We start from the raw sequence: 20397 nt of genomic DNA on the forward strand, positions 1-20397 counted from the left end.
AAAGATTACGGGCTGATGTTTATGTCGTCAGCTATTGCTGGTCCGATTCTGCCAGGTCGTCTTGCTCCTGGCCCAAGAGCGATAATTCCAACAATGCATAACGGTGCTCAACGAAGTTATGTACGTTGTTAGCAACCGCTAATTTGAACAGTGCCGTAGCGCTGTCCATATCCCCCAGACTTAGGTAGTACTTACCTAAATAGAAGTTGGTTTCACTGAGATGCTCAGCGAGCGAGGTGTTATCCGTTGCGTCCGCCTTGAGGCGTTCCATCAGCGTTGCTTCGCTAATGTTGCCCAGGTAGAACTCGACAATGTTCCATCCCCACTGTTCCTTGTCCGATTTCTCGAAGCGCTGTTTCAGTGCTTCTTTGGCCTGCTTCTCATCGAGCTTCTGCTCAACGATGTAAAGCCACAGGCTGCGGAAAGGATCATTAGGATCGTCTTGATAAAACGCCAGCAGATCATCTTGCGCTAACTTATCACGACCGCCGTAATACAATGCGATACCGCGATTCAAGTGCGCGTAGTTGTAAGTTGGATCAAGCTCAAGTACAGAATCAAACGCTTCATAGGCAGCATCAAAATTGCCTGCCTGCGTTAAATAAATGCCTAAGTAATTGAATACTTCAGGCATATCAGGTCGAATTGCCAGCGCTTGTGAAAAATCATTTCGCGCTAATGCCCTCAGACCGAGACTATCATACAACACTCCGCGCTCATATAAAAGCTGTGCGCGTTCGTCATCGGTTAAAGCCCGACTGGCAAGTATTTGTTCCATGCGTGCCAGAATCACTTCCTGCTGCAAAGTCGGTTGCAATGGCACTGCGAGGACTTCGCTCTTACGCCAGGCAGAGTTGCTGCATCCTGCCAGCGTTAAAGCTGTCGCAACGAAACACCAGCGCAAAAAAGGCTTCATTTCCCACTCCCGAAGACAACTATTGGATGAACGTCCTGTCCCCCGGCGGCTTAACAAGGCGTCCTGCCTGATAATAAGCCCTCCGCCTGCGCGGAGGGCAAATGGCAACCTTACTCGCCTTGCTGTTCAGCAGCCGGAGCTTCCGGCGCCGCAGCAGGCTGAGACTGCTCGGTTGCTTCTTTAATGCTCAGACGGATACGGCCCTGGCGGTCAACTTCCAGAACTTTCACCGGTACTTCCTGACCCATTTGCAGGTAATCGGTCACTTTCTCAACGCGCTTGTCAGCGATCTGAGAGATATGTACCAGACCTTCTTTACCGCCACCGATGGCAACGAATGCGCCAAAGTCAACGATACGGGTCACTTTACCATTGTAGATACGGCCCACTTCGATTTCTGCTGTAATCTCTTCGATACGGCGGATAGCATATTTCGCTTTCTCACCGTCGGTTGCTGCGATTTTCACAGTACCGTCATCTTCGATTTCGATGGTGGTGCCCGTTTCTTCGGTCAGTGCACGGATAACAGAACCGCCCTTACCGATAACATCTTTGATCTTGTCTGGATTGATCTTGATGGTGTGAATACGCGGAGCGAATTCAGAGATATCACCGCGTGGTGCGTTGATAGCCTGTTCCATCACGCCCAGGATGTGCAGACGCGCACCTTTAGCCTGGTTCAGAGCAACCTGCATGATCTCTTTGGTGATACCTTCAATTTTGATATCCATCTGCAGGGCAGAGATACCGTCGCGGGAACCCGCCACTTTGAAGTCCATATCACCCAGGTGATCTTCGTCACCCAGAATGTCAGACAGAACAACGAAGTTGTCGCCTTCTTTCACCAGACCCATTGCGATACCCGCAACGGCGGCTTTGATCGGCACGCCTGCATCCATCAGCGCCAGAGAGGCACCACACACGGAAGCCATGGAAGAAGAACCGTTGGATTCAGTGATTTCAGACACGACACGTACGGTGTACGGGAATTTGTCTGCTTCTGGCATTACTGCCAGCACGCCGCGCTTCGCCAGACGACCGTGACCAATTTCACGACGCTTCGGTGAGCCAACCATACCGGTCTCGCCCACAGAGTACGGAGGGAAGTTGTAGTGGAACAGGAAGCTGTCAGTGCGCTCGCCCATCAGTTCATCGATGTTCTGTGCGTCACGTGCAGTACCCAGGGTAGCGGTAACCAGCGCCTGGGTTTCACCACGGGTGAACAGCGCGGAACCGTGAGTACGTGGCAGCACGCCAGTACGCACATCCAGACCACGGATCATGTCCTTTTCACGGCCATCAATACGCGGCTCGCCTGCCAGTACGCGACTACGAACAACGTTTTTCTCGATAGCGTGCAGGATTTCGCTCAGCTCGTTAGCGTCCAGCGTTTCGTCTTCCGCGATCAGGGTTGCGATGGTTTCATCTTTGATCACGTCAACCTGAGCATAACGCTCCTGTTTGTCTGTAATGCGATATGCATCGCTCAGACGAGATTCTGCCAGTGCAGCTACGCGTGCGTTCAGCGCGTCGTTTACCGCTTCTGGCTGCCAGTCCCAACGTGGTTTACCGGCTTCTTTAACCAGGTCGTTGATGTTCTGGATAACAATCTGCTGCTGGTCGTGGCCGAAGACCACTGCGCCCAGCATCTGGTCTTCACTCAGCAGTTCTGCTTCAGATTCAACCATCAGAACCGCTGCTTCAGTACCGGCAACAACCAGGTCCAGCTTACTCTCTTTCAGCTCTTCCTGAGTTGGGTTCAGCACGTACTGGTCGTTGATGTAACCGACGCGCGCGGCACCGATTGGGCCATTGAATGGGATACCAGACAGTGACAGGGCAGCAGACGCACCGATCATCGCTACGATGTCCGGGTTAACCTGTGGGTTAACGGATACAACGGTTGCGATAACCTGCACTTCATTGACGAAACCTTCCGGGAACAGCGGACGAACCGGGCGGTCAATCAGACGCGCGATCAGGGTTTCGCCTTCGCTTGGACGGCCTTCACGACGGAAGAAGCCACCCGGGATTTTACCGGCAGCGTAGGTACGCTCCTGGTAGTTCACGGTCAGTGGGAAGAAGTCCTGACCTGGTTTAGCTTTTTTCTGGCCAACTACGGTAACGAATACAGCAGTGTCATCCATGCTTACCATTACGGCAGCAGTAGCCTGACGAGCCATCATGCCGGTTTCCAGCGTGACGGTATGCTGACCATACTGGAATTTACGAACGATCGGATTCAGCAAAATTCTGTCCTTTCTTAAATGTTTGAAAGCACACCTCAGGTGTGCTGACGATTTAACCCGACCTTCTTCGCATCCTCGCGACTAATGACAACCGACACCCCCATGGGTGAAGCCTCTCATTAGCCGCGCGAACCTCTGCAATGAAGATCATTTATAGCAACAATACAATAGTTTCCCCTGAATTGCTGCCGTCTGGTTGAAAAAAGGGGCCATCAGGCCCCCTTTTCTGAAACTCGCAAGAATTAGCGACGCAGACCCAGACGCTCGATCAGCGCGGTGTAGCGTGCAACATCTTTACGCTTCAGGTAGTCGAGCAGTTTACGACGCTGAGAAACCATACGCAGCAGACCACGACGGCTGTGGTGATCTTTTTTGTGCTCTGCAAAGTGACCCTGCAGGTGGTTAATCTGTGCAGTCAGCAGTGCAACCTGAACTTCGGTAGAACCGCTGTCGTTAGTACCACGACCAAACTCAGAAACGATTTTAGCTTTAGCTTCAACGCTTAGAGACATTTTCAAACTCCAAAGTATAAAGAATGTAAGGATGCCGATCTCTAATTCAGCTATCCCATGTACGCCCCGCAGATTGTTAAACAATTTACCAGGCGTTAAGCGGCGATATTCTACTCGTCTCCCCTGCTTATCGCAAGGTGAGGCGTTATCACCGTCACGCTTCGACCGGGTATTCGACGACCAGACGACGCGGGGCAACGCGCCCTTCACCGTCCATTTCGCCCATCCCGATAAACTTGCCTTCCTCCCCTTCCGTCACACGGACCAGGCCCTCAAGCGGCGCCCCCGTTGTGCGGACCGGGTTTCCGTTCTTAAAGTAAACGGACGATGTTAAAGGAAGATTAACAACCGGGAAATCTGCTGCCGGACTGTCCATTGGCATCAGCAGCGGATCCAGCAGATCTGCCGGCGCAATTCCCTGCGCTTGCGCCTGTTCAGCCAGGGCGTGCAGATGCTCAAGCGTTACCATACGTTCGACCGGATACTTGCTGACCGCCAGACGACGCAGATAAATCACATGCGCGCCGCAGCCCAGCTTTTCACCGAGGTCGTCAATGATGGTGCGGATGTAGGTCCCTTTCGAGCAGTGTACTTCCAGCTCCAGCTCATCACCTTCGTGGCGAATGAACAGCAGCTCATACACGGTAATCGGACGGGCTTCACGCGGAACTTCAATGCCCTGACGCGCATATTCGTAAAGCTTCTTGCCCTGATATTTCAACGCCGAATACATCGACGGCACCTGCATTGTGTCGCCCCGGAAGCTCTCCAGCGCCGCATCAAGTTGCTCTGCGCTGAAGGTTACCGGGCGCTCTTCAACCACCTGACCATCCGCATCGGAAGTGTCCGTGCGCTGGCCCAGTTTGGCAATCACGCGGTAGCGCTTATCGGAATCCAGCAGATACTGGGAAAACTTTGTCGCTTCACCCAGGCAGATCGGGAGCATCCCGGTTGCCAGCGGATCCAGCGCGCCGGTGTGCCCCGCGCGATTGGCATTATAAATACGCTTTACTTTTTGCAGCACGTCGTTGCTGGATGCGCCCTGTGGTTTATCCAGCAACAGCACGCCATGCACGTCACGACCGCGACGACGAGGACGACTCATCAGTCCTCCTTGCTGTCGTCCGCCGGGTTAACACGACGCTCATCGTCATGTTTCACCACGCTGGTCACCAGGTTGGACATACGCATACCCTCAACCAGCGAGTTGTCGTAGAAGAAGGTCAGCTCCGGCACAATACGCAGACGCATCGCTTTGCCAAGCAGAGAGCGGATGAAACCAGAGGCTTCCTGCAGCGCTTTAATGCCGTTCTTCACGGCGTCTTCATCCTGGTCATTCAGGAATGTCACAAACACTTTGGCGTACGCCAGGTCGCGGGACATTTCCACGCCAGACACGGTGGTCATCATCCCCACGCGTGGATCTTTGATTTCACGTTGCAGAATGAGAGCGATCTCTTTCTGCATCTCCTGCGCGACGCGCTGTGGGCGACCAAATTCTTTCGCCATAATAAATTCTCCAGACAAAAAAGGGGCTTAAGCCCCTTTTTAAAATTACTGCCGGGTGGCGCTTCGCTTACCCGGCCTACGCTAATTAATCTTCAGTTGACGAAGATTACGCGATGGTACGCTGAATTTCGATGATCTCGAACACTTCGATCATATCGCCAACGCGAACGTCGTTGTAGTTCTTAACACCGATACCACATTCCATGCCGTTACGAACTTCGTTAACGTCATCTTTGAAGCGGCGCAGGGATTCCAGCTCACCTTCGTAGATAACCACGTTGTCGCGCAGTACGCGGATTGGGTTGTGACGCTTAATGGTCCCTTCGGTAACCATACAGCCCGCGATCGCACCGAATTTCGGTGATTTGAACACGTCACGTACTTCAGCCAGACCGATGATCTGCTGTTTCAGCTCAGGAGACAGCATGCCGCTCATCGCTGCTTTCACTTCGTCAATCAGGTTATAGATGACGGAGTAGTAACGCAGATCCAGGCTTTCAGCATCGATAACTTTACGCGCAGATGCGTCAGCACGAACGTTGAAGCCAACCAGGATAGCGTTGGACGCAGCTGCCAGGGTTGCGTCGGTTTCGGTGATACCACCTACGCCAGAACCGATAATCTTCACTTTCACTTCGTCGGTAGACAGTTTCAGCAAGGAGTCGGAGATCGCTTCCACAGAACCCTGTACGTCCGCTTTCAGAACGATGTTCACTTCGTGAACTTCGCCTTCAGTCATGTTGGCGAACATGTTCTCGAGTTTAGATTTCTGCTGGCGAGCCAGTTTCACCTCACGGAATTTACCCTGACGATACAGCGCCACTTCACGTGCTTTCTTCTCGTCACGTACCACGGTTACTTCGTCACCGGCAGCCGGAACACCGGACAGGCCGAGGATTTCCACTGGGATGGACGGACCCGCTTCCAGCACTTCCTGACCCAGTTCGTTACGCATCGCACGAACGCGACCGTATTCGAAACCACACAGAACGATGTCGCCCTTGTGCAGAGTACCTTCGCGAACCAGAACGGTTGCAACCGGACCACGACCTTTATCCAGGAAGGATTCGATTACCGCGCCGCTCGCCATACCTTTACGAACCGCTTTCAGCTCCAGAACTTCAGCCTGAAGCAGGATAGCGTTCAGCAGGTCGTCGATACCGGTACCTGCTTTTGCAGATACAGGGATGAACTGCGCTTCACCGCCCCACTCTTCCGGCATAACGCCGTACTGTGACAGTTCGTTCTTAACGCGATCCATATCGGCTTCTGGCTTATCGATTTTGTTGACTGCAACAACCAAAGGCACCTGCGCCGCTTTCGCGTGCTGGATAGCTTCAATGGTCTGTGGCATCACGCCATCATCGGCAGCAACAACCAGAACAACGATATCCGTTGCCTGAGCACCACGAGCACGCATTGAGGTAAACGCTGCGTGGCCTGGGGTATCCAGGAAGGTGATCATGCCGTTTTCGGTTTCTACGTGGTAAGCACCGATATGCTGGGTAATACCACCCGCTTCGCCGGAGGCAACCTTAGTAGAACGAATGTAGTCAAGCAGAGAGGTTTTACCGTGGTCAACGTGACCCATGATGGTCACAACCGGGGCACGCGGTTCAGCCGCTGCACCCGTATCACGGTCGCTCATTACTGCTTCTTCCAGCTCGTTTTCACGACGCAGGATAACTTTGTGGCCCATCTCCTCGGCAACCAGCTGTGCGGTTTCCTGGTCGATGACCTGGTTGATGGTGGCCATTGCGCCCAGCTTCATCATCGCTTTGATGACCTGAGAGCCTTTCACCGCCATCTTGTTAGCCAGTTCGCCAACGGTGATGGTTTCGCCGATCACAACGTCACGGTTAACGGCCTGAGCTGGCTTCTGGAAGCCCTGCTGCAGAGCGGAACCTTTACGCTTACCGCCTTTACCACCGCGAACCGCTGCACGTGCTTCTTCACGGTCAGCTTTAGATTCAGCGTGCTTGTTACCTTTTTTCGCAGGACGCGCCGCTTTTGTACTGCGAGTACGGCCACGACCACCTTCAACTTCACGGTCGTTATCGTCTTCTGCCTGGCGCGCATGCTGAGAGGTAGTGACGTGATAATCGCTGTTGTCTTCAGTTGGTTCAGCGGTATTCACACCGTTCTTCTCGTTTTCTTCTGCCATGCGACGCGCTTCTTCGGCGACGCGGCGAGCTTCTTCTTCAAGCTTGCGGCGGGCTTCTTCTTCCGCTTTACGCTTCAGCTCGGCAGCTTCATTTTCACGGCGGGCTTTTTCAGCCTGGGCAGTTTTGGTCATTTCGTCGGTCTGTTGATTGCTCACTTTGTCTTTTTCCGCAGCGTCACGCTTCGCTTTTTCACCGGCGTCGCGTTTCGCTTTTTCTGCGGCCTCACGTTCAGCTTTTAATTCTGCTTCGCGTTTAGCAGTGGCTTCTGCCTCACGCTGAGCTTGTTCTTCCGCTTCACGCTGTGCCTGCTCTTCCGCAGCAAGGCGTTCTGCCTCTTGCGGATCACGTTTTACAAAGGTGCGCGTCTTGCGGACTTCAATTTGTACCGATTTGCTTTTGCCACCGGTACCAGGGATGTTCAACGTGCTACGCGTTTTGCGCTGCAGCGTTAACTTGTCAGGCGTAGAGCCGTGTTCACGGTTCAGGTGCGCTAACAAGGTTTGTTTTTCTTGCGCGGTCACCGAGTCATCAGCGGCCTTCGGGATCCCTGCATCAGCAAATTGCTGTACCAGGCGGTCCACGGAGGTCTGAATCTCAGCAGCCAGCGATTTTACAGTTACATCAGTCATGCTGTTCCTTCCTGCTACAGTTTATTACGCTTCGTCGCCGAACCAGCAAATATTACGTGCGGCCATGATGAGTTCGCCGGCTTTCTCGTCGGTTAAACCTTCGATATCGGCCAGGTCATCAACGCCTTGCTCAGCGAGATCTTCCAGCGTACAAACACCACGGGCAGCCAGCTTGAACGCAATCGCACGATCAAGACCTTCCAGATTCAGCAGGTCATCAGCCGGCTTCTTATCGCCAAGGCTTTCTTCCTGAGCCAGCGCCAGGGTGGTCAGTGCGTTTTTAGCGCGTTCACGCAGGGCTTCAACGGTTGGTTCATCCAGACCGTCAATTTCCAGCAGCTCTTTCATTGGCACGTAGGCCAGTTCTTCCAGCGTAGAGAAACCTTCTTCAACCAGCACAGTGGCGAAGTCTTCGTCAATGTCCAGGTATTTGGTGAAGGTATCGATCGCCGCGTGGGCTTCAGCCTGATGCTTGGCCTGAAGGTCATCAACGGTCATCACGTTGAGTTCCCAGCCGCTCAGCTGTGACGCCAGACGTACGTTCTGACCGTTACGGCCAATCGCCTGCGCCAGGTTGCCCGCTTCTACAGCGATATCCATGGTGTGTTTGTCTTCGTCAACAACGATAGACGCCACATCAGCCGGTGCCATTGCGTTGATCACGAACTGCGCCGGATTGTCGTCCCACAGAACGATATCAATACGCTCGCCGCCCAGTTCGGTAGAAACCGCCTGAACACGTGCGCCACGCATACCGACGCAAGCACCGACCGGGTCGATACGCTTGTCGTTGGTTTTCACCGCAATTTTCGCACGGGAACCCGGATCGCGGGCCGCCGCTTTGATTTCGATAACTTCTTCGCCGATTTCCGGCACTTCGATACGGAACAGTTCAACCAGCATTTCTGGTTTAGAACGCGTCACGAACAGCTGTGCACCACGTGCTTCAGGACGTACGGCATACAGCACACCACGAATACGGTCGCCTGGGCGGAAGTTTTCACGCGGCAGCATGTCTTCACGCAGGATAACGGCTTCAGCGTTACCCGGCAGCCCTTCGGATTTGATCTCCAGAGAGATGTTATCGCGGTTCACTTTCTTCACCACGCCAGTGATGATTTCGCCTTCCTGATCGCGGAACTGATCGACAACCAGCGCGCGCTCGGCTTCGCGAACTTTCTGCACGATAACCTGCTTCGCAGTCTGGGTGGTGATACGGTCGAAGGTGACAGATTCAATCTGATCTTCAACGTAGTCACCCACGTTCAGACTTTCGTCTTCAAAACGTGCCGCTTCCAGGGTGATCTCTTTGGTCGGTTGGGTCACTTCTTCAACGATTACCCAACGACGGAATGTATCGAAGTCACCGCTTTTACGATCGATTTCTACGCGAACATCGATCTCTTGTTCGTATTTTTTCTTGGTTGCTGTAGCCAGTGCACTTTCCAGCGCTTCGAAAATCTTCTCACGCGGCAGTGATTTCTCGTTGGAGACGGCTTCAACAACAGCCAAAATTTCTTTGTTCATCGCGGGCTTTTCACCTCAATCCAGACTGTTAAAAGTGGGGAACCAGGTTCGCCTTCTGGATATTACTCAGCGCGAACACTTCATCTTTGCCTTCGACTGTCACCGTGATCATTTCACCATCAACGGCTTTGATAATTCCCTGCCATTTACGGCGGTTCTGTACGGCCATACGCAGAACGAGAGCCACTTCTTCACCGGTAAAGCGCACATAGTGCTCGGCCGTGAACATCGGACGATCGAGGCCAGGTGAGGAAACTTCCAGGTTGTACGCAACGGTAATCGGATCTTCAACATCAAGAACCGCACTCACCTGGTGGCTGACATCAGCACAATCATCAACATTGATGCCATCTTCACTATCAATATAGATGCGCAGCGTCGATGTGCGGCCGCGAACGAATTCGATGCCGACCAGTTCGTAGCCCAGTGCTTCGACCGGTGCAGTAATCATCTCTGTTAATTTTTGCTCTAATGTGGACAAGCCCACCCCCAAGACATAAAAAAAGGGCGTAAAGCCCAGTTATTCTGTAGTCAGATAACAAAAAACCCCGATAAATCGGGGCTTTAGATAACTGAACCCTATAGCCACAACTGTGGCCTGGAGCACTTTCCGAAAGAATTTTTTCAAATCCAGCTACGAAGGCTCTAAGTCTTCACAGTATATTTGAAAAAGAACTTTATAGGAAAGTGGTTGCGGGGGCCGGATTTGAACCGACGACCTTCGGGTTATGAGCCCGACGAGCTACCAGGCTGCTCCACCCCGCGCCTGAAACGTGGCAAATTCTACGCGTTTTGGACAGAATTTGCAAATAATGCTGGGATTTGGTACCGAAGACGGGACGTAAAATCGGCGTTTAGTATATTGATAGTTGACCCCACCTGTCAACCCAGCTTCTGCCAGACAGAACAGACCAAATTTTTTACAAAAAACGCACGAGTCTCTTTCGGTCTTCGACAAAAGATGATTAAATGAATACTCACTTATTTTGCATAAAAATGCACAAGAGAGCGAAAGCGGTCTCTAATCAGTCAATCAAGCAGGGTTTTATTCTATGACGACGATTCTCAAGCATCTTCCGGTAGGACAACGTATTGGCATCGCTTTCTCAGGCGGCCTGGATACCAGCGCTGCACTGCTGTGGATGCGCCAGAAGGGAGCGGTTCCGTATGCATATACTGCGAACCTGGGTCAGCCGGACGAGGAAGATTATGACGCGATCCCTCGTCGTGCCATGGAGTATGGCGCAGAGAACGCACGTCTGATTGACTGCCGTAAGCAACTGGTCGCTGAAGGCATTGCCGCTATCCAGTGCGGTGCTTTTCATAACACTACCGGCGGCCTGACCTATTTTAATACCACTCCGCTGGGTCGTGCTGTCACCGGCACCATGCTGGTCGCCGCCATGAAAGAAGATGGCGTGAACATCTGGGGTGATGGCAGTACCTATAAAGGCAACGATATTGAACGTTTCTATCGTTACGGTCTGCTGACCAACGCCGAGTTGCAGATCTACAAACCGTGGCTGGATACCGACTTCATCGACGAACTGGGTGGCCGTCATGAAATGTCTGAGTTTATGATTGCCTGCGGCTTTGACTATAAGATGTCCGTTGAGAAAGCCTACTCAACCGACTCCAACATGCTGGGTGCGACGCACGAAGCGAAAGACCTGGAATTCCTGAACTCCAGCGTAAAAATTGTTAACCCGATCATGGGCGTAAAATTCTGGGATGAGAACGTGAAGATCCCGGCGGAAGAAGTGACCGTGCGTTTCGAACGCGGTCATCCGGTTGCCCTGAACGGTAAAACCTTCTCAGACGATGTTGAACTGATGCTGGAAGCAAACCGCATCGGCGGTCGTCACGGTCTGGGTATGAGCGATCAGATCGAAAACCGTATCATCGAAGCGAAAAGCCGTGGCATTTACGAAGCTCCGGGGATGGCGCTGCTGCACATCGCTTACGAGCGTCTGCTGACCGGTATTCACAACGAAGACACCATTGAGCAGTATCACGCTCATGGCCGTCAGCTGGGCAAACTGCTGTATCAGGGTCGCTGGTTTGATCCACAGGCGCTGATGCTGCGTGACGCCCTGCAACGTTGGGTGGCGAGCGCAATCACCGGCGAAGTGACGCTGGAACTGCGTCGCGGCAATGATTACTCCATCCTCAATACCGTGTCTGACAACCTGACCTATAAAGCAGAGCGTCTGACCATGGAGAAAGGTGAGTCAGTATTCTCTCCGGATGACCGTATCGGTCAACTGACCATGCGTAACCTGGACATCACCGATACCCGTGAGAAGCTGTTCAACTATGTTGAGAATGGCCTGCTCTCCGCGAATTCCGGTAATGGTCTGCCGCAGGTTGAGAACCTGGAACACAGCGATAAGAAGTAATCGACAGCAAGACATGCAAAAGGCGCCCAATGGGCGCCTTTTTTGTGGTCTTCGTAGGCCCGGTAAGCGCAGCGCCACCGGGCAAAACGGCGGGCGGCGCTGCGCTTACCCGCCCTACAATAGATCGGAAACACAGAATGTACAGACGAAAAAAAAGACGTCGCAAGACGTCTTTCTTCTGGAATATTGGTACCGAGGATGGGACTCGAACCCACAAGCCCGTTAGGGCACTACCACCTCAAGGTAGCGTGTCTACCAATTCCACCACCTCGGTACTGAATACTTACTGCGGGATATCGCTGGTTGGCTTAGCCGGTGCAGCTGGCTGAGTTTGCTCAGTTTTTGCTGGCGCGCTCAGATTTTCCCACTCGCTTCCTTTACTGGTCTTGTTGCTGTTGATATTGCCCAGCACCAGACTGATGATGAAGAACAGCGTAGCCAGGATCGCCGTCGTACGGGTCATGAAGTTCGCAGAACCACTTGAACCGAACAGCGTACCGGAAGCGCCTGCTCCGAAGGAGGCTCCCATATCAGCGCCTTTACCTTGCTGCAGCATAATCAGCGCTACGAGAGCGATGGCTACAATAAGGAAAATAACTAAAAGAGCTTCGTACATAATCAACCTGTTCCTTGCGGATTTGCCGCATACCAATGCTTCGACCAATTAGCAGGATTTTGTTTCCCACTGAAGCGGGTGTGAATACTAACCAAAGCGAATCACCTTCGCAAGGGCATTTTCGAGGCATTGTATCAACTGCGGAAAAAAACAGCAAAAAGCCATTAATTGCTTAAAACAAAGGCGGCAAACGCCGCCTTTTTAAACACTTATTCTGAAAGATTATGCAGCTTTCACTGCATCCGCAATGCGGTGCGCAAATTCAGTTACCTGCGCTTCGTCTTCACCTTCCACCATCACGCGGATCAGCGGCTCGGTACCCGACTTACGCAGCAGGACGCGTCCACGGCTGCCAAGCGTCGCTTCCACCTCTGCCATCACCGCTTTCACGTTATCATTTTCCAGTGGGTCGCCTTTACCAGCGGTGAAACGCACGTTCACCAGGATCTGCGGGAACATTTTCATGCCGCTGCACAGATCGTGCAGGCTCATATGGTTACGCGCCATCGCGGCAACAACCTGAAGCGCCGCCACAATGCCGTCACCGGTGGTGGTTTTATCGAGCAGGATCACGTGGCCGGAGTTTTCCGCGCCAATGCGCCAGCCTTTTTCCTGAAGTTTTTCCAGCACGTAGCGGTCACCCACTTTCGCGCGAACAAACGGGATGCCCAGCTGTTTCAGCGCCAGCTCCAGACCCATATTGCTCATCAGCGTGCCCACCGCGCCACCGCGCAGTTGCCCCTGACGCAGGCCTTCACGCGCAATGATGTAGAGGATCTGATCCCCGTCGACCTTGTTACCTTCGTGGTCAACCATGATCACACGGTCGCCATCGCCATCCAGGGCAATACCCAGATCGGCTTTTTCAGCCAGTACACGCGCCTGCAAGGCACGCACGTCTGTCGCGCCGACTTCTTCATTGATGTTCAGACCGTCCGGCTCGCAGCCGATGGTGATCACTTTCGCGCCCAGCTCGCGGAAAACATTCGGCGCAATGTGATAGGTCGCACCGTTTGCACAGTCCACCACAATTTTGAGGTGTGCCAGGCTCAGTTCATTCGGGAACGTGCCTTTGCAGAATTCAATGTAGCGGCCTGCGGCATCGACAATACGGTTGGCTTTACCCAGCTCAGCGGAGTCGACACAGGTGATCTCTTTCTCCATTTCCGCTTCAATCGCCTCTTCCACGTCATCCGGCAGTTTAGTGCCGTCGATGGAGAAGAATTTGATACCGTTGTCATAGAACGGATTATGAGAAGCTGAAATGACGATGCCCGCTTCCGCACGGAAGGTACGAGTCAGATAGGCAACAGCAGGGGTCGGCATTGGCCCCGTAAAGGAAGCTGAAAGCCCCGCCGCCGCCAGCCCGGCTTCCAGCGCGGACTCAAGCATATAACCCGAAATACGGGTATCTTTACCAATAATGATCTTACGGGAGCCATGACGCGCCAGTACCTTACCCGCCGCCCAGCCCAGCTTCAGGACAAAGTCAGGGGTAATTGGCGCATCGCCTACGCGCCCACGGATGCCATCGGTACCAAAATATTTACGATTACTCATAGCGTTTGTTTTCCTTCGCTGCCAGTGTGGCTTCCACCACACGCATGGCTTCTACTGTTTCTTTTACGTCATGGACGCGAATGATGTGTGCACCTTGCATCGCGGCAATCACCGCGCAGGCCAGACTGCCGCTCAGACGTTCGTTCGGCCCGACATTCAACAACTGACCAATCATCGATTTTCTCGACATTCCCACCAGCAGTGGCAGGCCGAACTGATGAAACTCTGATAAGCGCGCAAGCAACGCGTAATTGTGTGAGAGATTTTTACCGAAACCGAAGCCCGGGTCGAGCAGCAATTTCTCTTTTGCGATACCCGCACGTTCACAGCGTTCGATATGCTCAATAAAGAAGCGGGTGACGTCGGCAAACACATCTTCATATTTTGGCGCCTCCTGCATTGTCTTAGGCTGGCCCTGCATATGCATCAGACACACCGGTAGCCCGGTTTCAGCGGCGGCTTCAATTGCGCCCGGCTCGGTCAGCGAGCGGATATCATTGATAATGTGAGCGCCCACTCTCGCCACTTCACGGATCACTTCGGGTTTGGAGGTATCAACGGAGATCCACACTTCAAAGCGCCGGGCGATAGCCTCCACCACCGGCACCACGCGCGCCAGCTCTTCTTCCACCGAAACCTCCGCCGCGCCAGGCCGCGTTGACTCCCCTCCAACGTCAATGATGGTGGCACCCGCGTTGATCATTAAATTCGCGTGTTTAACCGCGTCGATAAGCGAGTTATGCGTGCCGCCGTCAGAGAAGGAATCAGGCGTGACATTCAGGATCCCCATCACATGCGGATGTGAAAGGTCGAGATGCGAGTCCTGGGCGAAGAGTTTCATGGCTAAATCCCTGTTATTTGCATGGTTATATAAAAAAGAAAAACCCCGGAGCACGCTCCAGGGTTTGATGTACAGACAAACGCTTCAACAGCAGTGACTTACTTGTCGCCCAACTGCTCTGACATGGTGTTGCCCGGGTTTGGCGTACGCGGTTCATCGACCGGACGCGGTGCACGCGGGGTGCCATTGTTGTCAGAATTGTTAGACGCGCCTGGGTCTTCCCAGCCTGCTGGCGGACGCACTTCGCGGCGAGCCATCAAGTCGTCAATCTGCGGCGCATCGATGGTCTCATATTTCATGAGCGCATCTTTCATCGAATGCAGGATGTCCATATTGTCATTCAGGATCTGACGGGCGCGAGCGTAGTTACGCTCAATCAGCGCTTTCACTTCCTGGTCGATGATACGAGCCGTTTCATCGGACATATGTTTCGCTTTTGCCACGGAGCGGCCCAGGAATACTTCGCCCTCTTCTTCTGCATAGAGCAGCGGACCGAGTTTGTCGGAGAAGCCCCACTGGGTCACCATGTTACGTGCCAGGTTTGTCGCCACTTTAATATCGTTCGACGCACCGGTGGAAACATGTTCCGCACCGTAGATGATCTCTTCTGCCAGACGACCGCCGTACAGGGTTGAAATCTGACTTTCCAGCTTCTGACGGCTGGCGCTGATCGCGTCGCCTTCAGGCAGGAAGAAGGTCACACCCAACGCACGACCGCGTGGAATGATCGTCACCTTGTGTACCGGATCGTGTTCCGGCACCAGACGACCGATAATCGCGTGGCCCGCTTCGTGATATGCCGTGGACTCTTTCTGCGCTTCCGTCATCACCATGGAGCGACGTTCCGCACCCATCATGATTTTGTCTTTCGCTTTCTCAAATTCCACCATGGACACTACACGCTTGTTACCGCGAGCGGCAAACAGTGCTGCCTCGTTGACCAGGTTAGCCAGATCCGCACCGGAGAAGCCTGGAGTACCACGCGCGATGATTGCCGCGTCGATATCTGGCGCCAGCGGTACGCGACGCATATGCACTTTCAGGATCTGTTCACGACCACGAACATCCGGCAGACCGACCACAACCTGACGGTCGAAACGGCCTGGACGCAGCAGCGCAGGGTCGAGTACGTCTGGACGGTTAGTTGCCGCGATAACGATGATACCTTCGTTACCTTCAAAGCCGTCCATTTCAACCAGCATCTGGTTCAGGGTCTGCTCACGTTCATCGTGACCACCGCCCAGGCCTGCGCCACGCTGGCGGCCAACGGCGTCGATTTCATCGATGAAGATGATGCACGGTGCTGCCTTCTTAGCCTGCTCGAACATGTCACGCACACGAGATGCACCGACACCCACGAACATTTCAACGAAGTCAGAACCTGAAATAGTAAAGAACGGGACCTTCGCTTCACCCGCGATGGCTTTTGCCAGCAGGGTTTTACCGGTACCCGGAGGGCCGACCATCAGGACGCCTTTCGGGATCTTACCGCCCAGTTTCTGGAAACGGCTCGGCTCGCGCAGGTATTCAACCAATTCACCCACCTCTTCTTTTGCTTCGTCACAACCTGCTACGTCAGCAAAGGTGGTCTTGATCTGGTCTTCCGTCAGCATACGCGCCTTGCTCTTACCGAACGACATGGCACCTTTGCCACCACCGCCCTGCATCTGGCGCATAAAGAAGATCCAGACGCCGATAAGAAGCAGCATCGGGAACCAGGAAATGAAGATAGAAGCCAACAGGCTTGGTTCTTCCGGCGGCTCGCCTACCACTTTGACGTTTTTGGTCAGAAGGTTATCAAGCAGCTTAGGATCGTTCACCGGGATGTAAGTCGTGTAACGGTTACTATCTTTCTTGGTAACGTTGATCTCACGTCCGTTGATACGCGCTTCGCGAACCTGGTCCTGATTGACCTCTTGCAGGAAGGTAGAATAATCCACCTTGCGGCCATTCGACTCGCTGGGCCCAAAGCTCTGGAAAACTGACATCAGCACAACGGCAATGACCAGCCAGAGTATTAGGTTTTTCGCCATGTCACTCAAGGGATTAACCTCATATTACAACTGTGTTAAAAACAGCGTCAGGATACTCTATATCCAGTTTCATTCAAACTTTCGCCTGAAATCTACCGGTTATCATTTTCGCCCGGTCGCTACAATATACACTTCACGGGAACGGGCCCGGGAAGAGTCCGGCTTACGAACTTTGACCTTCGCAAACAGGGAGCGAATTTCCTTAAGATACTCCTCGAAACCTTCGCCCTGAAACACCTTCACAACAAAACTACCACCAGGCGCTAGTACATCACGACACATTTCTAACGCTAGTTCCACCAGATACATGGCGCGGGGGATATCCACCGCCGGTGTTCCACACATATTTGGTGCCATATCCGACATGACAACCTGGACCTTACTGTCACCTACACGATCAAGTAATGCTTTAAGCACTAATTCATCACGAAAGTCGCCCTGAAGGAAGTCGACACCGACGATGGGATCCATTGGTAAAAGATCGCATGCGATGATTCGGCCCGTTCCGCCGATCTGCGTAACCGCATACTGGGACCATCCGCCAGGTGCCGCACCGAGGTCGACCACCGTCATTCCCGGTTTAAAAAGTTTGTCACTTTGCTGTATTTCATCAAGTTTAAACCAGGCGCGGGAACGTAACCCCTTTTTCTGCGCCTGTTGAACATATTTATCGCTAAAGTGTTCCTGAAGCCAGCGGCTGGAGCTGGCAGAACGCTTTTTACCTGTCATTTAACATTTCCGTCCTGGTTCATCGTTACTTGCCTGTGACGTAAATTTCTACGCAGCTATTTGGCGATATTAGGGAGATGGCGGTAGAATGAACCGTTTTCAATCCCAACGTAAGCAAAAATATACGATGAATCTGAGTACTAAACAAAAACAGCACCTTAAAGGTCTGGCACATCCGCTCAAGCCTGTAGTGATGCTTGGCAACAATGGTTTGACCGAAGGGGTGCTTGCCGAGATTGAACAAGCGCTGGAACACCACGAGCTGATCAAGGTGAAAATCGCCTCTGAAGACAGAGACACTAAAAACCTGATCGTGGAAGCCATCGTGCGCGAAACCGGCGCCTGTAATGTACAGGTCATCGGTAAAACGCTGGTGCTCTATCGCCCATCTAAAGAGCGCAAAATCTCGCTGCCACGTTAAGGATATCCTGAATCAAACACATTTTCTGTGTGAAACGAGGGATTTCTTTCAGCAGGCGAGCAAAATGCCATGCTCCTTGAGTTGATAAAAGGCCGCTATGCGGCCTTTTTCTTTTCTTTACAATGTATCAACATCTTAGAAGAGAAGCGAATTACAGGTATTCAACCTTAATAATTTCGTATTCCACTTCGCCACCCGGGGTGCGGATAATCACAACATCATCCTGCTCTTTGCCAATCAGGCCGCGAGCAATCGGGGAGTTCACCGAAATCAGGTTCTGTTTGAAGTCCGCTTCATCATCACCCACGATGCGATAGGTTTGCTCTTCGTCGTTGTCCAGATTCAGGACGGTGACGGTAGAGCCGAAGATCACGCGACCGTTGTTAGGCATTTTAGTGATATCGATAACCTGCGCGTTGGACAGTTTCGCTTCGATATCTTTGATGCGCCCCTCGCAGAAACCCTGCTGCTCACGCGCCGCGTGGTATTCAGCATTCTCTTTCAGGTCGCCATGCTCACGCGCATCCGCGATAGCGGCGATGATTTCAGGGCGACGTACGGATTTCAGAAAATCCAGCTCTTCGCGCAGTTTTTCGGCACCACGTAAGGTCATCGGAATAGCTTGCATTTGTTATACCTCTTAAACATTCCTGTTGGGAGCAGTGTTCCCTGCTCCAGCCCACCTGAACAGGCCAGAAGCAAAAAGAAAACCGACCCGGGAGCAACGCCCCAGGTCAGCAGCAATTTTTCAATTTGATACGCATTTTACCGCGAAGTTCACTATGGGTCATCGTTTACTTTACAGTGCCATGCACCGTAGTATGACGGTTTGTTTTCGGGTTGTTAGCGCGAGATTATGCGATTTTCCAGTTTTATCATCGGATTGACTACCAGTATAACGTTCACCGTTCAGGCTGCGAATGTTGATGAGTACATTAATCAACTGCCCGCCGGCGCGAACCTTGCCCTGATGGTGCAGAAGGTTGGCGCGCAGGCTCCCGAGATTGACTATCACAGTCAACAGATGGCGCTGCCTGCCAGTACCCAGAAGGTGATCACTGCCCTCGCCGCCCTGCTCCAGCTCGGGCCTGACTTCCGTTTTACTACCACCCTTGAAACCAGAGGTAACGTTGAGGGTGGCGAACTGAAAGGCGATCTTATCGCCCGTTTTGGTGGCGATCCCACCTTTAAGCGCCAGGATGTCCGCAACATGGTGGCGGTACTGAAAAAATCCGGCGTAACAAAAATTGATGGCAACGTGCTGATCGACACCTCCATTTTCGCCAGCCACGATAAAGCGCCTGGCTGGCCATGGAACGACATGACGCAGTGCTTTAGCGCCCCGCCAGCCGCCGCCATCGTTGACCGTAACTGCTTCTCCGTATCGCTTTACAGCGCGCCAAAACCCAATGACTTAGCGTTTATCCGCGTGGCGTCTTACTACCCGGTCACGATGTTCAGCCAGGTGCGGACGCTGGCGAAAGGCTCCCCGGAGGCACAGTATTGTGAGCTCGACGTGGTACCGGGCGATCTCAATCGCTATACGCTCACCGGCTGCCTGACCCAGCGGGCCGATCCCCTCCCGCTGGCCTTTGCCATTCAGGATGGCGCAGGCTATGCCGGTGCCATTTTTAAAGATGAACTGAAGCAGGCGGGCATAACCTACACCGGAACGCTGCTGCGCCAGACGCAGGTGAATGAACCAGGCACGGTGATTGCCAGTAAACAGTCCGCGCCACTGCATGATTTGCTTAAGATTATGCTGAAAAAGTCGGATAACATGATTGCCGACACGGTGTTCCGTATGATTGGGCACGCGCGCTTTGGTGTGCCAGGAACCTGGCGGGCCGGTTCTGATGCCGTACGTCAGATCCTGCGCCAGCAGGCGGGTATCGATCTGGGCAATACGATCGCTGTCGACGGTTCCGGTTTATCGCGCCATAACCTGATCTCACCGGCCACCATGATGCAGGTGTTGCAGTACATCGCTCAGCATGACGCTGAGCTAAACTTTATTACAATGCTGCCGCTCGCCGGACACGATGGGTCACTTCAGTACCGTGCGGGCCTTCACGCTGCAGGCGTGGATGGCAAAGTGTCAGCCAAAACGGGTTCCCTGCAGGGCGTTTACAACCTTGCCGGTTTTATCACGACAGCCAGCGGGCAACGCATGGCCTTTGTGCAGTATCTGTCCGGCTATGCCGTCGAACCGGCTGACCAGCGCAATCGTCGTATTCCACTGGTGCGTTTCGAAAGCAGGCTCTATAAGGACATCTACCAGAATAACTAGC

The 20397-nt window shown here is 53.1% G+C and carries 17 protein-coding genes and 2 tRNA genes; 3 read left to right on the forward strand and 16 right to left on the reverse strand.

The annotated features are described in order from the left end of the window. Positions 1–31 precede the first annotated feature (31 nt). The 9 genes from nlpI to ACQG11_RS06240 form a co-directional block, all read right to left on the reverse strand. Complete coding sequence (nlpI, locus tag ACQG11_RS06200) at positions 32–916, reverse strand: lipoprotein NlpI (RefSeq protein WP_003861782.1); 885 nt, start codon at positions 914–916, stop codon at positions 32–34. Between the two features lie 110 nt (positions 917–1026). Further along, the gene (gene pnp, locus ACQG11_RS06205; protein WP_022649515.1) at positions 1027–3165 is read right to left on the reverse strand and encodes a polyribonucleotide nucleotidyltransferase; all 2139 of its coding nucleotides are present in this window, start codon (positions 3163–3165) and stop codon (positions 1027–1029) included. A gap of 242 nt (positions 3166–3407) precedes the next feature. Next, positions 3408–3677 carry a 30S ribosomal protein S15 gene (gene rpsO, locus ACQG11_RS06210; protein WP_003861789.1) on the reverse strand — a complete coding sequence of 90 codons (270 nt, stop codon included), beginning with the start codon at positions 3675–3677 and terminating at the stop codon, positions 3408–3410. 154 nt (positions 3678–3831) lie between these two features. Beyond that, positions 3832–4782, reverse strand: a complete 951-nt coding sequence (gene truB / locus ACQG11_RS06215) for a tRNA pseudouridine(55) synthase TruB (protein ID WP_426728257.1) — start codon at positions 4780–4782, stop codon at positions 3832–3834. Beyond that, positions 4782–5186: a 30S ribosome-binding factor RbfA gene (gene rbfA, locus ACQG11_RS06220; protein ID WP_003861793.1), complete on the reverse strand. Its 405-nt coding sequence runs from the start codon at positions 5184–5186 to the stop codon at positions 4782–4784. The genes truB and rbfA overlap by 1 nt, the downstream gene beginning before the upstream one ends. A gap of 106 nt (positions 5187–5292) precedes the next feature. After that, positions 5293–7980: a translation initiation factor IF-2 gene (gene infB, locus ACQG11_RS06225; protein ID WP_022649517.1), complete on the reverse strand. Its 2688-nt coding sequence runs from the start codon at positions 7978–7980 to the stop codon at positions 5293–5295. A 24-nt stretch (positions 7981–8004) separates the two neighbouring features. Then, positions 8005–9507: a transcription termination factor NusA gene (gene nusA / locus ACQG11_RS06230; protein WP_003861798.1), complete on the reverse strand. Its 1503-nt coding sequence runs from the start codon at positions 9505–9507 to the stop codon at positions 8005–8007. A 28-nt stretch (positions 9508–9535) separates the two neighbouring features. Next, positions 9536–9988 carry a ribosome maturation factor RimP gene (gene rimP, locus ACQG11_RS06235; RefSeq protein WP_014833432.1) on the reverse strand — a complete coding sequence of 151 codons (453 nt, stop codon included), beginning with the start codon at positions 9986–9988 and terminating at the stop codon, positions 9536–9538. A gap of 207 nt (positions 9989–10195) precedes the next feature. Next, positions 10196–10272, reverse strand: a tRNA-Met gene (locus ACQG11_RS06240). A gap of 287 nt (positions 10273–10559) precedes the next feature. On the opposite strand from ACQG11_RS06240, the gene argG reads away from it, so the two are divergent. Beyond that, on the forward strand, positions 10560–11906 hold the full coding sequence (gene argG, locus ACQG11_RS06245) for an argininosuccinate synthase (protein WP_022649518.1): 1347 nt from the start codon (positions 10560–10562) through the stop codon (positions 11904–11906). A gap of 187 nt (positions 11907–12093) precedes the next feature. Here the strand turns inward: argG and ACQG11_RS06250 are convergent. The 6 genes from ACQG11_RS06250 to rlmE all read right to left on the reverse strand — a co-directional run bounded on the left by ACQG11_RS06250 (position 12094) and on the right by rlmE (position 17685). Further along, positions 12094–12180 (reverse strand) — tRNA-Leu (locus tag ACQG11_RS06250). A gap of 9 nt (positions 12181–12189) precedes the next feature. Beyond that, on the reverse strand, positions 12190–12522 hold the full coding sequence (gene secG / locus ACQG11_RS06255; RefSeq protein ID WP_003861803.1) for a preprotein translocase subunit SecG: 333 nt from the start codon (positions 12520–12522) through the stop codon (positions 12190–12192). Between the two features lie 222 nt (positions 12523–12744). After that, positions 12745–14082 carry a phosphoglucosamine mutase gene (glmM, locus tag ACQG11_RS06260; protein WP_003861804.1) on the reverse strand — a complete coding sequence of 446 codons (1338 nt, stop codon included), beginning with the start codon at positions 14080–14082 and terminating at the stop codon, positions 12745–12747. Further along, complete coding sequence (gene folP / locus ACQG11_RS06265) at positions 14075–14923, reverse strand: dihydropteroate synthase (RefSeq protein WP_022649520.1); 849 nt, start codon at positions 14921–14923, stop codon at positions 14075–14077. Before folP ends, glmM begins: the two co-directional genes overlap by 8 nt. Positions 14924–15021: 98 nt before the next feature. Further along, positions 15022–16956: an ATP-dependent zinc metalloprotease FtsH gene (gene ftsH, locus ACQG11_RS06270; protein ID WP_003861810.1), complete on the reverse strand. Its 1935-nt coding sequence runs from the start codon at positions 16954–16956 to the stop codon at positions 15022–15024. A gap of 102 nt (positions 16957–17058) precedes the next feature. Further along, positions 17059–17685 carry a 23S rRNA (uridine(2552)-2'-O)-methyltransferase RlmE gene (rlmE, locus tag ACQG11_RS06275; protein ID WP_003861812.1) on the reverse strand — a complete coding sequence of 209 codons (627 nt, stop codon included), beginning with the start codon at positions 17683–17685 and terminating at the stop codon, positions 17059–17061. 127 nt (positions 17686–17812) lie between these two features. Here rlmE and yhbY point away from each other — a divergent pair, with 127 nt between their 5' ends. After that, positions 17813–18106: a ribosome assembly RNA-binding protein YhbY gene (yhbY, locus tag ACQG11_RS06280; RefSeq protein WP_003861814.1), complete on the forward strand. Its 294-nt coding sequence runs from the start codon at positions 17813–17815 to the stop codon at positions 18104–18106. Between the two features lie 151 nt (positions 18107–18257). Here the strand turns inward: yhbY and greA are convergent, their stop codons facing one another. Next, the gene (gene greA, locus ACQG11_RS06285; protein WP_023298719.1) at positions 18258–18734 is read right to left on the reverse strand and encodes a transcription elongation factor GreA; all 477 of its coding nucleotides are present in this window, start codon (positions 18732–18734) and stop codon (positions 18258–18260) included. A gap of 228 nt (positions 18735–18962) precedes the next feature. On the opposite strand from greA, the gene dacB reads away from it, so the two are divergent. Further along, entirely contained in the window at positions 18963–20396 is a 1434-nt protein-coding gene (dacB, locus tag ACQG11_RS06290; protein WP_003861817.1) for a serine-type D-Ala-D-Ala carboxypeptidase, read from the forward strand. The last annotated feature ends 1 nt before the right edge of the window (position 20397 follow it).

The sequence above is a fragment of the Enterobacter cloacae complex sp. 372C4 genome (genome assembly GCF_050030615.1).
In the GTDB taxonomy this organism is placed as follows: domain Bacteria; phylum Pseudomonadota; class Gammaproteobacteria; order Enterobacterales; family Enterobacteriaceae; genus Enterobacter; species Enterobacter intestinihominis.

What these genes read in the sequence shown, in the direction of transcription:
- folP (WP_022649520.1), bottom strand. Translation starts at nt 14,923, where the DNA reads ATGAAACTCTTCGCCCAGGACTCGCATCTCGACCTTTCACATCCGCAT.
- argG (WP_022649518.1), top strand. Translation starts at nt 10,560, where the DNA reads ATGACGACGATTCTCAAGCATCTTCCGGTAGGACAACGTATTGGCATC.
- secG (WP_003861803.1), bottom strand. Translation starts at nt 12,522, where the DNA reads ATGTACGAAGCTCTTTTAGTTATTTTCCTTATTGTAGCCATCGCTCTC.
- yhbY (WP_003861814.1), top strand. Translation starts at nt 17,813, where the DNA reads ATGAATCTGAGTACTAAACAAAAACAGCACCTTAAAGGTCTGGCACAT.
- glmM (WP_003861804.1), bottom strand. Translation starts at nt 14,082, where the DNA reads ATGAGTAATCGTAAATATTTTGGTACCGATGGCATCCGTGGGCGCGTA.
- rbfA (WP_003861793.1), bottom strand. Translation starts at nt 5,186, where the DNA reads ATGGCGAAAGAATTTGGTCGCCCACAGCGCGTCGCGCAGGAGATGCAG.
- nlpI (WP_003861782.1), bottom strand. Translation starts at nt 916, where the DNA reads ATGAAGCCTTTTTTGCGCTGGTGTTTCGTTGCGACAGCTTTAACGCTG.
- ftsH (WP_003861810.1), bottom strand. Translation starts at nt 16,956, where the DNA reads ATGGCGAAAAACCTAATACTCTGGCTGGTCATTGCCGTTGTGCTGATG.
- infB (WP_022649517.1), bottom strand. Translation starts at nt 7,980, where the DNA reads ATGACTGATGTAACTGTAAAATCGCTGGCTGCTGAGATTCAGACCTCC.
- rpsO (WP_003861789.1), bottom strand. Translation starts at nt 3,677, where the DNA reads ATGTCTCTAAGCGTTGAAGCTAAAGCTAAAATCGTTTCTGAGTTTGGT.
- truB (WP_426728257.1), bottom strand. Translation starts at nt 4,782, where the DNA reads ATGAGTCGTCCTCGTCGTCGCGGTCGTGACGTGCATGGCGTGCTGTTG.
- nusA (WP_003861798.1), bottom strand. Translation starts at nt 9,507, where the DNA reads ATGAACAAAGAAATTTTGGCTGTTGTTGAAGCCGTCTCCAACGAGAAA.
- rlmE (WP_003861812.1), bottom strand. Translation starts at nt 17,685, where the DNA reads ATGACAGGTAAAAAGCGTTCTGCCAGCTCCAGCCGCTGGCTTCAGGAA.
- greA (WP_023298719.1), bottom strand. Translation starts at nt 18,734, where the DNA reads ATGCAAGCTATTCCGATGACCTTACGTGGTGCCGAAAAACTGCGCGAA.
- dacB (WP_003861817.1), top strand. Translation starts at nt 18,963, where the DNA reads ATGCGATTTTCCAGTTTTATCATCGGATTGACTACCAGTATAACGTTC.